Below are 12,500 nucleotides of genomic sequence, written 5' to 3' on the forward strand. Positions count from 1 at the left end.
GATATCGAACACGGCTCACGCCCCGGCGTAGACGTTGGCAAGGACGACGGCGGCGATCGCCAGGACGAGGGTTCCGGCGAGCAGTGCGCCGAGGTAGGTCTGCACGTTGCCGGTCTGGGCGCGGCGGATCAGGGTGCCGAGTCCGCGGGCGATTCCGCCCGCGCCGCGTACGTAGGTGTCGACGACCTCACGGTCCAGGAAGCGGACGAGCCGCGCGGCGGCCTCGGTGGGGCGGACGAACAGCGCCGTGTACAGGGCGTCGAGGTGGAAGCCGGTGACCGCGTGGCGGTGCAGCGGGCCCAGCAGGAGCCTGCCGGGGTCCGACGGGTCGGGGGCGTCCGCGATGGTGCCGTACGCCGCGGTGTGCGAGGCCATCGCCTCGGCCTCCACGAGGGCGGGTTCCGCGTCGGGGTGGGCGGCGACCGCGCCGACCGGGGGCCGGTCGGCGAGGGCCGTGGTGTGGCGCCAGGTCCCGTAGGTGACGAGCCCGCCGACGAGGCCGACACCGGTGGAGAGGACGGCGGTCGTGAGGGAGGGGCTGAGGCTGTGTCCGTCGAACCAGTCGGTGATGACTCCGGTGGTGAGGCCGAAGGCGATCGTGGGGACGGCGAGGACCCAGAGGACGGAGGTCATCGCGACGGGCTGCCTGCCGTGGTCGGCGGTCTCGGGGCCGCGTCCGCGGAAGGTCAGGAGCCACAGCCGGGTGGCGTAGGCGGCGGTGAGGACCGCGGCGACGAGTCCGGCGACGAGGACGGTCCAGCCGGCCGCCGCCGGGGCGATGTCGCGGTCGCCGAAGGCGGTGTGCTCGGCGGCGACGAGGACGGCTTCCTTGGAGAAGAAGCCGGCGAACGGGGGGATGGCGGCCAGCGCGAGGAGGGCGACGGTCATGGTCCAGTAGGCGTCGGGAACGCGCTTCGCGAGCCCGCCCATGCGGGACATGGCGGCGAGTGAGTTGGTGCCCGCCGCGTGGATGACGACGCCCGCGGCGAGGAAGAGGACGGCCTTGAACGCACCGTGCGAGATGAGGTGGAAGACGGCGGCGCCGCGGTCGCCGACGGCCAGGGCGCCGGACATGTAACCGAGCTGGCCGATGGTCGAGTAGGCGAGGACGCGTTTGATGTCGTCCTGGGCGAGGGCGGCGAGTCCGGAGCCGATCATCGTGACGGCCGCCATCACGGCGAGGACGACCAGGGCGGCACCGGACGCGGCGAAGACGGGGAGGAGCCGGGCCACGAAGTAGATGCCGGCGGCGACCATCGTCGCGGCGTGGATGAGCGCGGAGACGGGGGTGGGGCCGGCCATCGCGTCGGGCAGCCATGTGTGCAGCGGGAACTGCGCGGACTTGCCCGCGACGCCTGCGAGGAGCAGCAGGGCGATGAGGGTGGGGTGGTCGAGGCCGCCGTTGCCGACGGCGGCCAGGATGCCGGTGATACGGAACGTGCCGGTGTCCGCGGCGAGCGCGAACAGGCCGATGAGGAAGGGCACGTCGCCGAGCTTGGTGACGAGGAAGGCCTTCAGGGAGGCCGCGCGTGCTTCGGAGGTCTCCCAGTAGTGGCCGACGAGGAAGTACGAGCAGATGCCCATGATCTCCCAGCCGACCAGGAGCACCATGAGGTCGCCGGAGTAGACGACGAGCAGCATCGCGGAGGTGAAGAGGGAGACGAGGGCCGCGTACGACGGGTAGCGGGCGTCGTCCTTGAGGTACGCCGTCGAGTAGATCTGCACGCAGGTGGCGACGAGTCCGACGAGGACGGCGACGAGGACGGCGAAGCCGTCCAGGTGCAGGGCCAGGTCGATCGGGACGGAACCGGTGGGGGTCAGCTGGGTCGCGGCGTCGATGGCCCGGCCGCCGCCCTGGCGGGCGGCGACGACGACGGCGAGGACGGCGGCGGCGAGGGTCGGCAGGACGGCCAGGGGGCGTACGAAGCCGGGAGCGCTCCGGCCCAGGAGCAGTCCTGCGGCGGCCCCCAGGAAGGGGAGGAGGGGGACGAGGACGGCGAGGGTCGTGGTGGTCACGCGGTGGCCTCTGCCTTCTTTGCCTTCCCTGCCGGAGCAGTGGCCTGGTCTGCGGTGGTGTCCCCGTCGGCGTCGGCGTCATCGGGGAGCGTCTCGGCGTCGTCGGTCTCCGCGGTGTCGCGGAGGCGGTCGACGTCCGCGCTGCCGCGGTTGCGGTGGACGGCCAGGACGATGGCGAGGCCGATGCCGATCTCGGCCGCCGCGATGGCGATCGTGAAGAGGGTGAGGGCCTGCCCCGCGTGGACGGCGTCGCGGAGCCAGACGTCGAAGGCGACGAGGTTGAGGTTGACGGCGTTGAGCATCAGCTCGACGGACATCAGGACGAGGATCGCGTTGCGGCGGGCGAGTACCCCGTACAGCCCGGTGCAGAAGATGAGGGCGGCGAGGACGGCGGGATAGGCGAGGTGCATCAGCTCTGGTCCTCCCGGTCGGGAGCCGGTCGCTCCGCGCGGCCCCGGGTGCCCGGGCCGTCCTGCGTGCTCCGGCCGTCCCGCGTTCCTCCGGCGCCCCGCGGGGCACTGCCGGCCGGGGTGCTCCGGCCGGTCCGCGGGCCCTCCTGGTCCTGGCGGTGCTTGCGGGAGAGGACGATCGCTCCCACGAGGGCGGCGAGGAGCAGGACGGAGAGCGCTTCGAAGGGGAGCACCCAGTGCCGGAAGAGGAACTCGCCGGAGGCCTTGGTGGAGCCCTGTGCGGGTCCGTCGAGATCGATCCAGGTGGCGCGGAAGGCGTCCACGACGACCCAGACGAGGGTGCCTGCGGCGGCGATCGAGACGGCGAGGGCGATCCACCGGTTGCCCGAGTCGGCGTCCGGGGACCGGCCGATGGGGGCTCTGGTGAGCATCAGCCCGAAGAGGAGGAGGACCACGACGGAACCGACGTAGATCAGGACCTGCACCCATGCGATGAACTCGGCCGTGAGCAGGAGGTACTCGACCGCTATGCCGCCGAGTGCCACGACGAGCCAGAGGGCGGCGTGCACGAGCTGCCTGGTGGTGACGGTGATGAGTGCCGCGCCGAAGGTGACGATCCCGACCAGCAGGAAGGCGATCTCGACGCCGGTGGGCGAGAGGAAGCCGGGGTGGCCGGAGGTGGCCGTGAGGAGACCGGGGTGGCCGGAGGTGGGAGAGAGAAGACCGGGGTGGCCGGCGTGGCCGACGGTGGCCGCGAGAAGACCGGCGGTGGCTGCGGGGATCACTCCTGACCCTCCCGTCCCGCCGCGCGGTCCGGGTGCGCGTCCTGGGAGTCCTGCGCCTCGCGGGCTTCCTGCGCCGCCTTGTCCTCCTGGGCCCGGAGCTTGTCCGCCGTCTTGCGGGCGGCGGCGATCTCCTTGGGCTCCTCGGCTCCCGGGTCGAGCGCGGGCGGCTCGGGAACGGTCCACATCCACTCGCGGAGCTTGTCGCGCTCGTGGGTCAGCTCGTGGATGTCCGTCTCCGCGTACTCGAACTCGGGCGACCAGAACAGCGCGTCGAAGGGACACACCTCGATGCAGATACCGCAGTACATGCACAGGGCGAAGTCGATCGCGAAGCGGTCCAGGACATTGCGGCTGCGCTCACGGCCGCCGGGGGCGGCGGGAGGCACCGTCTCCTTGTGGGAGTCGATGTAGATGCACCAGTCGGGGCATTCGCGGGCGCAGAGCATGCAGACCGTGCAGTTCTCCTCGAACAGCCCGATGACGCCCCGCGTACGGGGCGGCAGTTCGGGCTGGACGTCCGGGTACTGCGCGGTGACCGTGCGCTTCGTCATGGTCCGCAGGGTCACGGCGAGGCCCTTGGCCAGGCCTGAACCGGGGATCGGGGGCACTAGTGGATCGCCACCTTCACGATGCCGGTGAGCGCGATCTGCGCGAGGGCGAGGGGGATGAGCGTGGTCCAGGCGAGCTTCTGCAACTGGTCCTCACGCAGCCGGGGGTAGGTGACCCGGAGCCAGATGACGACGAAGGCGAGGACGCCGGTCTTGAGCAGGGTCCAGACCCAGCCCAGCCCGTCGGCACCGAACGGCCCGTGCCAGCCGCCGAGGAAGAGGACGGTGGTCAGGGCGCACAGGACGACGATGCCCGCGTACTCGGCGAGCAGGAACAGGGCGAAGCGGAGGCCCGTGTACTCGGTGTACGCGCCGAAGATGATCTCGGAGTCGGCGACCGGCATGTCGAAGGGCGGGCGCTGGAGTTCGGCCAGCCCGGCCACGAAGAAGACGAGGGCTCCCACGATCTGCCAGGGCAGCCACCACCACTCGAAGGCGTCGAGGATGCCGGGGAGCGAGACGGTGCCGGCCGCCATGGCCACGGAGGCGGCGGCGAGCAGCATCGGCAGTTCGTAGGCGAGGAGCTGCGCGGCGGTGCGGAGCCCGCCGAGGAGGGAGAACTTGTTGGCCGAGGCCCAGCCCGCCATCAGCGAGCCGAGCACGCCGACGCCCATCACGGCCAGCACGAAGAAGATGCCCGCGTCGACGACCTGGCCGACCGCCCCCTCGCCGGGGCCGATCGGGATGGCGACGATCACCAGGAGGTACGGGAGCAGGGCGACGGCGGGGGCCATCTGGAAGATACGGCGATCGGCCTCGGCCGGTACGACGTCCTCCTTCTGCGCGAACTTCACCCCGTCCGCGACGAGCTGGGCCCAGCCGTGGAACCCGCCCGCGTACATGGGGCCCAGGCGGCCCTGCATGTGGGCCATCACCTTGTGCTCGGCCTGCCCCACGACGAGGGGCAGCACCATGAACACGGCGAAGACGATGACGAGGCGGAGGGCGACGTCGAGTACGTCGTTCACGCGGTATCGCCTCCGGCGGGACGGTCGGGACCGGCGGAACGGTCGGGTCGGGACGGGGGGTGGGGCTCGGGCCGGGGCCCGGCGTCGGAGGCGGGCCCTGCGTCGGGTTCGGCCTTGGGTTCGGGTTCGGCCCCGGGGGCGGGCCCGGATTCGGGCTCGGCCTCGGCCCCGGGGGCGGTGACCGGCTCGGGGGCGGCCCCGGTGTCAGGTGCGGGCTCCGCCTGGTTGTCGGGCGCGGGCTCGGTGTCGCGTGCGGGCTCCGCCTGGTTATGAGGGGCGGGCTCGGCCCCGGCGTCAGGTGCGGGCCCGGTATCGGGTTCGCTGTCAGACTCCGGTCCGGCCCCGGCTTCAGGGGAAAGGCCGGAGTCCAGGCCGGAGTCCAGGCCGGACTCCTGGGCAGGGGCGCCGTCCTGGGCAGGGGCGCCGTCCTGGGCAGGGGCGCCGTCACCTCGCGGGGACGCGTCGGACGGGCCGGGCTCCGGCGCCTTCGTCGGTTCGGGCGCGGACGCCGGGGCGGACGGCTCCGGTTCCGGGGCGGGATCCTCTGACCGCTCGGCCCCGGCCCGCTGCTCCGGCTCCACCGACGGCTCAGGCTCGGCCGGCCGCCGAGCCTCGACCGGCTCCCCGGACACGGTCACCGACTCGGGCTCAACCGCCTTCGTCGGCTCGGACGCCGGTGCCGACCCGGCAACCGGCGACGGCTCGGACCTCGGTGCCGACTCAGCCGCCCGTGACGGCTCGGACCTCGGTGCCGACTCAGCCGCCCGTGACGGCTCCTCCGGCGAAGTCCGTCCCGGCCCGGTCCCCTCCGGTGCTGCCCGCCCCGGAGTGTCGTCGAAGGCGGGGCGTGCGTCGTGCCAGGGCGCGTCCGCGCTGCCCGCAGCGCCCTTCCCGCGCGCCGCACCGCCGCCCGGTGTCGCACCGGGCTCCGGCGTACCCCCCTCGGGGGTGGGCGCCGCAGGGGTCGGTGCCGGGCCGGTGGTCTGGCTCGCCGAGCCCTGGGAGGCGCTGCGGCTGCGGCGTGGCGGAGCCGTTCGCGGGGTCTCCGCGGCGTCCGGAGCGCCGGTGGCCTCCGGGGACGCGGCAGACCGCTGCGCGGCCGAGCCCTCGCTCGCGCTGCGCGCCCGGCGCACCGGGCGGTCGCCCGCCGCACCCGCCGCGCGCGCCCCCCGGGCGGGCCGGGCCGGGGCGGGCGGGAGCTGGCCCTTGAGAGGGCCCCATTCGTTGGGATCGGGCACACCGGGAGGCAGCATCGTGCGCCGCTTGGGCCCGCCGTGCTCGGATTCGCCCGGCTCCTTCGCCCCCGGCCACGCCTTGGCGACCCGGGCCGCCAGGACGAAGTCCTTGCGCAGCGGGTGGCCCTCGAAGCTCTCGGGCAGCAGCAGGGGGACCAGATGCGGGTGGTCCTCGAAGTCGATGCCGAACATTTCGTGCGTCTCGCGCTCGTGCCACTCGGCGCCCGCGTAGACGCCGATGGCGGTGGGGAGCGCGGCAGCGTCGTGCGGGACGGTCGTACGGACCAGCAGGCGCCGGACGGTGCCCTCGCCGAGGGCCGCGACATGGGCGCAGACGCGGAAGCCGGTGCCCGGTTCGTCGACGGCGCTCAGCCAGTCGAAATAGGTGCAGCCCAGGTCGTCGCGGGCCGTTTCGAGGGCGGCGGTCCAGGAGGCGGCGGGCACGTCGACGGTCAGCAGGTCGTACGCGAAGGCGGCGGTGGCGTCAGGGCCGAAGACGTCGGTGACCGCGTCGGGCAGTCGGTCGTAGGCGTCCGGGGCGGTGTCCGGGGCGGTCACTTCCGCTCCTCCCCCGGCGCCTTCGGGGCCTGGACGAGGCCGCTGCGCAGGGCAGCGGCCGACGGGCGGGCAGTGTCCTGCGTGGTGTACCGCTCCGCCAGCGATTCGCGGGCGATCTTCTCCTGGAGCTTGAGGATGCCCTGGAGGAGCGCCTCGGGCCGGGGCGGGCAGCCGGGGACGTAGACGTCGACGGGGATGATCTGGTCGACCCCCTTCGTTACGGAGTACGAATCCCAGTACGGCCCGCCGCAGTTGGAGCAGGCTCCGAAGGAGATGACGTACTTCGGCTCGGGCATCTGCTCGTAGAGCCGCTTCACCGCCGGGGCCATCTTGTCCGTCACGGTGCCGGACACGACCATCAGGTCCGCCTGGCGGGGGCCGGGGGCGAAGGGGATGACGCCGAGCCGGATGAAGTCGTGCCGTGCCATGGACGCGGCGATGAATTCGATGGCGCAGCAGGCGAGTCCGAAGTTGAAGACCCAGAGGCTGTAGCGGCGGCCCCAGTTGAGGACCACCTTCATCGGCTCCGGCGCGAGCCGGGACAGCACGCCGAGCTTCTTCGCCCCGGGCAGCGGCGTCGGGTCGGGCAGCGACACGGGGGGTTCGGGATTCGGCCGGCTCGTCACGCCCATGTGAGGACGCCCTTCTTCCATGCGTAGAGCAGTCCCACGGCCAGGAAACCGAGGAAGATGAACATCTCCACCAGCGTCGTCGCCCCGTACCCGGGCGCCGCGAACACCGTCGCCCACGGGAACAGGAAGATCGAGTCGACGGCGAAGACGACGTACAGGAAGGCGTACACGTAATAGCGAACCTGGGTGTGGGCCCAGCCCTCCCCCACGGGATCGACCCCGCACTCGTACGTGAGGAGTTTCTCCGGCGTCGGGACCACCGGCCTCAGCAGCCGGCCGGCCCCGAAGGCGACGGCGACGAACACCACGCCCACCAGGGCGAGCAGCCCGACCACTGAGTAGCTCTGGAAGTAGTCCGACGCGAGAACGGTCGGTCCCGGCACGTCCGCCACGTCCGCCCCTCGCTCCCTCAACCTGTTCGACGGTCTGTACGCACGGGAGTCTAGGCCCTGTTAAAGAGACGGTAAGCAGCCCCGTCGGACAACGTGCGGGGCCGGAGGCGGCGGGAGGGGCGGGACGGACGGTGGGGTTATCCCCACCGGGCGCCACCCACGAACCCCATGGCGCGGGCGCTCCGGGCCCGGCACGCTGGTCGTATGACCATGAGCCCCTCCGTGCCGGACAACGACCGGCCGCCCCCCGCGCGCTTCGCCTTCGACCGGTGGACATGGAAGGAGATCGCGTATCTCCTGGCCAATCTGCCGATGGCCTTGGCCGGGTTCGTGTACACCGTGTTCCTGATCGGTGTGGGTGCCGGGCTCTCCGTCACGGTGGTCGGCCTCCCGCTGCTGGCGCTGGGACTGCAGGGCGCGCGCGGCCTCGGCCGTGTCGAGCGCGGCAGGGCCCGGGGGATGCTCGGGGTACGGATCGAGGAACCGAGCCCGATGACGGCTAGCCGTCGCGGCCAGGGCTTCTTCACCTGGCTGTGGTCGGGGCTGAAGGACCCGGTGGGCTGGCGGACATTGCTGTACTCGTTCATCAGGCTGCCGTGGGGCGTGGCGACGTTCGCCGTGACGCTGGTGGGCCTGTTCGTGCTCTGGCCGGTACTCCCGTACGTCGCGCGCGCCCTGACCAACGCGGACCGGGCGATGGTACGGGCGCTGCTCTCGCCGTCCGACGAACTGGAGCGCAGGATCGCGGAGCTGGAGTCGGACCGGGGTGTGGTCGTGGACACGGCCGCCGCCGACCTCCGCCGCATCGAACGCGATCTCCACGACGGCGCACAGGCCCGCCTCGTCGCCCTCGCCATGGGACTGGGGCTGGCCAAGGAGAAACTCACCGACGACCCCGAGGCCGCCGCCCGCATGGTCGACGAAGCACACGGCGAGGTCAAGGTCGCCCTCCAGGAACTCCGCGACCTCGCCCGCGGCATCCACCCCGCCGTCCTCACCGACCGCGGCCTCGACGCCGCACTCTCCGCCATCGCCTCCCGCTGCACCGTCCCCGTGACCGTGTCCGTGCACCTGCCCGGCAGGCCGGCCGAGGCGATCGAGGGCATCGCGTACTTCACGGTCTCCGAACTGCTCCAGAACGTCAGCAAGCACAGCCGCGCCACCGCGGCGTCCGTCGACGTCTGGCGGTCGGGGGACCGGCTGATGCTCCAGGTCAGGGACGACGGGCGCGGCGGCGCCCGGCTCGACGGCGGTACGGGGATGGCGGGGCTGGCGGAACGGCTGGGGGCGGTCGACGGGCTCTTCCTCCTGGACTCCCCCGAGGGCGGCCCCACCACGGTCACCGCCGAACTGCCCTGGCGTGACCGCGCGGCCTCCGGGACCGAGCGGGCCGCCATGCCGTGACCGCCGGGCACCACCGGCCCGGTGTCCGCCGCGCTCGCGGGACGCCCTGGACACACCTTTCCCACCGGACGCCCCGGGTATACGCCGCGCCGCACCGCACCGGACACCCCGGAGTACGCCTTGCCCACCGGGCACCCCGGGGTACGCCGCGCCCACCGGACACCCCGGGGCACACCTTGCCCACCCAGCTCCACAGGCCGCCAGGCCGCCAGGCCGCCAGGCCGCCAGGCACAGGGTGACCGCCAGACGAGCCACGGATCCCCCGGGTACGCCCCGCCCACCGGACACCCCGGGGTGCGCCCCGCCCGCCCAGCCCCCCAGGCCCCCAGGCCCCCAGGCCCCCGGTGACCACCGGGCGACAAGGGGTGCCGGCGCACGACAGCGCCCAGCCGCCGGACGGCGGGACTTCCCCGGGCCTGCTGCCACCCGGTCGCACCGACGACCCGGACACCCGGGGCCCCGGCGCACGCCCCGGCCGGCACCCCGCCGCGCCCCACCCGGCCGGTGCACCCCGCCTCGGCTCCACCCGGTCCCCCATCCCCCGATGGTGGGGTAAACCCCCTGCTGGATACGGAGACCGCCCTCATGGCGCCGGGGCCCGCGGCACAGCAGTCTGGGGACATCAGCCGTTGTATCGGCCCGCGGGGAGTTCCCGCTCAGAAGAAACGGACGGACGTCACTGATGGCCACGGCATACCGACCGGACGCGCGGGACCCGTACAGGACCGGCCCCGGGCCGGAGGGTCACCCTCCGGCGAAGCATTTCCTCCCCGCGGTGGTGCGCGCGCCCTTCGAGGCGCGTACGTGGCGCGAGCTGGCCTATGTGCTCCTGAGCCTGCCCGTCAGTGTGGTGCTCTTCAGCTGCGCGGTGACGATGGTGTCGCTGGGCCTGGGCCTGCTGATCACCTTCCTCGGCATTCCGGTGCTCGCCGCCGGCCTCGTGATGTGCCGGGGCTTCGGTGCCATGGAGCGGGGCCGGGCGCGCGGGCTGCTGGGGCTGGACGTCGCCGATCCCGCGCCGGTGCGCGGTGAGGGCGGCCTGATGTCCTGGGTCGGCGCGGTGCTGAAGAGCGGGGTGTCCTGGCGGCACCTCCTCTACGCGGTGCTGCACATGCCGTGGGCGGTGTTCGCGTTCACCGTGACGACGGTGTTCTGGACGTACGGCTGGGCCGCGTTCACCTATCCGCTGTGGCGCTGGGTCTTCCCGGCGTACGTGGGTGTCGACGGCATCCAGCTCTACGGCGACAGCACGCACGCGGTCTACCTCGACTCCTCCTTCGAGATGGCGGTCACCAGCGCGTCGGGGCTGGCCCTCGTCCTGGTCACGCCGTGGATCGTCCGCGCCCTGGTGTCCGTGGACCGGGTGATGGTCCTGGGCCTGCTCGGCCCCTCCCGGCTGGCGACCAGGGTCTCCGAGCTGGAGTCGGACCGGGGTGTGGTCGTGGACACCGCCGCCGCCGACCTCCGCCGCATCGAACGCGACCTCCACGACGGCGCACAGGCCCGCCTCGTCGCCCTCGCCATGGATCTGGGGCTGGCCAAGGAGAAACTCACCGACGACCCCGAGGCCGCCGCCCGCATGGTCGACGAAGCACACGGCGAGGTCAAGGTCGCCCTCCAGGAACTCCGCGACCTCGCCCGCGGCATCCACCCCGCCGTCCTCACCGACCGCGGCCTCGACGCCGCACTCTCCGCCATCGCCTCCCGCTGCACCGTCCCCGTGAAGGTGGTGGTGGACCTGGAGTCGCGGCCCGCGCAGGCCATCGAGGGCATCGCCTACTTCACCGTCTCCGAACTGCTCCAGAACGTCAGCAAGCACGCCCGGGCCACCCGTGCCTCGGTCGACGTCTGGCGGGCGGCGGACCGGCTGATGGTCCAGGTCACCGACGACGGGCGCGGCGGCGCCGGGATCACGACGGGCAGCGGGCTGGCCGGGCTGACGGAGCGGCTGGACGCGGTGGACGGCGTCCTCGTGGTCGACTCCCCCACGGGCGGCCCGACGACGGTCACCGCCGAACTGCCCTGGCGCGGCTGAGGCCTCGCCTCCGAACTCGGACCGGAGCCCGCGGGTGCCCCGGCCGCCCTCGCGGCGGCCGGGGCACCGCGGTGCGTCCGGTGCCGACGGAACCGCTGGTGCGGGCCCCATCCGGGCGCCGGTCCTGGGATGCTGGACGCACGGAGCGGCCGCGCAGGGCGGCGTACCGAAGCAACACCGGAAGTGGGGGACACAAGGCCGTGGAGGAAAGAGTGCGGGTCGTCATCGCCGAGGACTCGGTGCTGCTCCGGGAGGGACTCACCCGGCTGCTGACCGATCTCGGGCACGACGTCGTCGCGGGGGTCGGGGACGCCGAGGCGCTGATCAAGACGGTGAACGACCTGGCGGGGCAGGGCGCGCTGCCCGACGTGGTGGTCGCGGACGTACGGATGCCTCCGACCCACACCGACGAGGGGGTGCGGGCCGCGGTGCGGCTGCGCAAGGAGTACCCGGACGTCGGGGTGCTGGTCCTCTCCCAGTACGTCGAGGAGCAGTACGCCACCGAACTGCTGGCCGGCAGCAGCCGCGGGGTGGGATACCTGCTGAAGGACCGGGTCGCCGAGGTCCGGGAGTTCGTGGACGCCGTGGTGCGGGTGGCGAAGGGCGGGACCGCCCTGGACCCCGAGGTGGTGGCGCAGCTCCTGGGCCGCAGCCGCAAGCAGGACGTGCTGGCGGGGCTCACGCCGCGCGAGCGGGAGGTCCTCGGTCTCATGGCGGAGGGGCGTACGAATTCGGCCGTGGCCCGGCAGCTGGTGGTCAGCGACGGAGCGGTGGAGAAGCACGTCAGCAACATCTTCCTGAAACTCGGCCTGTCCCCCAGTGACGGGGATCACCGGCGCGTTCTCGCCGTTCTCACTTATCTGAACTCATGACAACGCGATGATCTATCTGTGATCATCTGGATGATCCACCCGCAGTCGACCGAATCCCTGGACCTAGGACGAAAGGATGAGCACGCGGGGGTTCGTCGAGCGACTGAGGGGGCCCGGAAAACATGGCAGAGCGTGACGAATTCGTGTGTCGAAAACGCGTCCACCATATGACCGGTCCGAGGAAGGCGACCCTTACAGAAGTAGGGTGGGGCCTGGACCGCCGGCGGGTCGGCGGGTCCCGAGCCGCCGCCCCGAGGGAGGTCCAGTTCAGTGACCAGCCAGGTCAGTAGCCCAGCCGGAAAGTCCGACGAGGCCAGCGAGGCTGTCGTCGGGGAGCAGCGCGCCCCGCACATTGTCCGTACGGGTGCCGCCGAGAAGGAAATCCGCCGTCTGGACCGGGTGATCATCCGTTTCGCGGGTGACTCGGGTGACGGTATGCAGTTGACGGGCGACCGGTTCACGTCGGAGACGGCGTCGTTCGGGAACGACCTGTCGACGCTGCCCAACTTCCCGGCCGAGATCCGGGCGCCCGCCGGGACACTGCCGGGGGTGTCGTCGTTCCAGCTGCATTTCGCGGACCACGAC

Annotated in this window: 11 protein-coding genes and 1 pseudogene; 4 read left to right on the forward strand and 8 right to left on the reverse strand. The window is 72.7% G+C overall.

Annotated features, from left to right (window positions below; translation table 11 throughout):
• Positions 1-15 precede the first annotated feature (15 nt).
• The 8 genes from ACFVS9_RS20260 to ACFVS9_RS20295 form a co-directional block, all read right to left on the reverse strand.
• Positions 16-2,016 (reverse strand): NADH-quinone oxidoreductase subunit L, encoded by a 2,001-nt coding sequence (locus ACFVS9_RS20260; RefSeq protein WP_389934073.1) that lies wholly within the window; start codon positions 2,014-2,016, stop codon positions 16-18.
• Positions 2,013-2,426 (reverse strand): NADH-quinone oxidoreductase subunit NuoK, encoded by a 414-nt coding sequence (nuoK, locus tag ACFVS9_RS20265; RefSeq protein ID WP_383117082.1) that lies wholly within the window; start codon positions 2,424-2,426, stop codon positions 2,013-2,015. The genes ACFVS9_RS20260 and nuoK overlap by 4 nt, the downstream gene beginning before the upstream one ends.
• Positions 2,426-3,064, reverse strand: coding sequence for an NADH-quinone oxidoreductase subunit J (locus tag ACFVS9_RS20270; RefSeq protein WP_389934102.1), 639 nt, complete (start codon positions 3,062-3,064; stop codon positions 2,426-2,428). The genes nuoK and ACFVS9_RS20270 overlap by 1 nt, the downstream gene beginning before the upstream one ends.
• Before the next feature lie 143 nt (positions 3,065-3,207).
• Positions 3,208-3,819 carry a NuoI/complex I 23 kDa subunit family protein gene (locus tag ACFVS9_RS20275; protein ID WP_389934077.1) on the reverse strand — a complete coding sequence of 204 codons (612 nt, stop codon included), beginning with the start codon at positions 3,817-3,819 and terminating at the stop codon, positions 3,208-3,210.
• Positions 3,819-4,787: an NADH-quinone oxidoreductase subunit H gene (locus tag ACFVS9_RS20280; protein WP_383117084.1), complete on the reverse strand. Its 969-nt coding sequence runs from the start codon at positions 4,785-4,787 to the stop codon at positions 3,819-3,821. Before ACFVS9_RS20280 ends, ACFVS9_RS20275 begins: the two co-directional genes overlap by 1 nt.
• Complete coding sequence (locus tag ACFVS9_RS20285; protein ID WP_389934081.1) at positions 4,784-6,580, reverse strand: NADH-quinone oxidoreductase subunit C; 1,797 nt, start codon at positions 6,578-6,580, stop codon at positions 4,784-4,786. Before ACFVS9_RS20285 ends, ACFVS9_RS20280 begins: the two co-directional genes overlap by 4 nt.
• On the reverse strand, positions 6,577-7,212 hold the full coding sequence (locus tag ACFVS9_RS20290) for an NADH-quinone oxidoreductase subunit B (protein WP_383117086.1): 636 nt from the start codon (positions 7,210-7,212) through the stop codon (positions 6,577-6,579). The genes ACFVS9_RS20285 and ACFVS9_RS20290 overlap by 4 nt, the downstream gene beginning before the upstream one ends.
• On the reverse strand, positions 7,203-7,604 hold the full coding sequence (locus tag ACFVS9_RS20295; protein WP_383117087.1) for an NADH-quinone oxidoreductase subunit A: 402 nt from the start codon (positions 7,602-7,604) through the stop codon (positions 7,203-7,205). Before ACFVS9_RS20295 ends, ACFVS9_RS20290 begins: the two co-directional genes overlap by 10 nt.
• A 204-nt stretch (positions 7,605-7,808) precedes the next feature.
• Here ACFVS9_RS20295 and ACFVS9_RS20300 point away from each other — a divergent pair, with 204 nt between their 5' ends.
• The 4 genes and pseudogenes from ACFVS9_RS20300 to ACFVS9_RS20315 form a co-directional block, all read left to right on the forward strand.
• A complete protein-coding gene (locus tag ACFVS9_RS20300) occupies positions 7,809-9,008 on the forward strand; it encodes a sensor histidine kinase (protein WP_389934085.1) in 1,200 nt (399 codons plus the stop codon).
• 682 nt (positions 9,009-9,690) lie between these two features.
• On the forward strand, positions 9,691-11,043 hold the full coding sequence (locus ACFVS9_RS20305; RefSeq protein WP_389934088.1) for a sensor histidine kinase: 1,353 nt from the start codon (positions 9,691-9,693) through the stop codon (positions 11,041-11,043).
• Between the two features lie 212 nt (positions 11,044-11,255).
• The gene (locus tag ACFVS9_RS20310; protein ID WP_383117094.1) at positions 11,256-11,915 is read left to right on the forward strand and encodes a response regulator; all 660 of its coding nucleotides are present in this window, start codon (positions 11,256-11,258) and stop codon (positions 11,913-11,915) included.
• A gap of 270 nt (positions 11,916-12,185) precedes the next feature.
• Positions 12,186-12,500, forward strand: a pseudogene (locus ACFVS9_RS20315) (2-oxoglutarate ferredoxin oxidoreductase subunit alpha); the annotation flags it as partial.

It is taken from the genome of Streptomyces sp. NPDC058008, assembly GCF_042886395.1.
GTDB lineage: Bacteria > Actinomycetota > Actinomycetes > Streptomycetales > Streptomycetaceae > Streptomyces.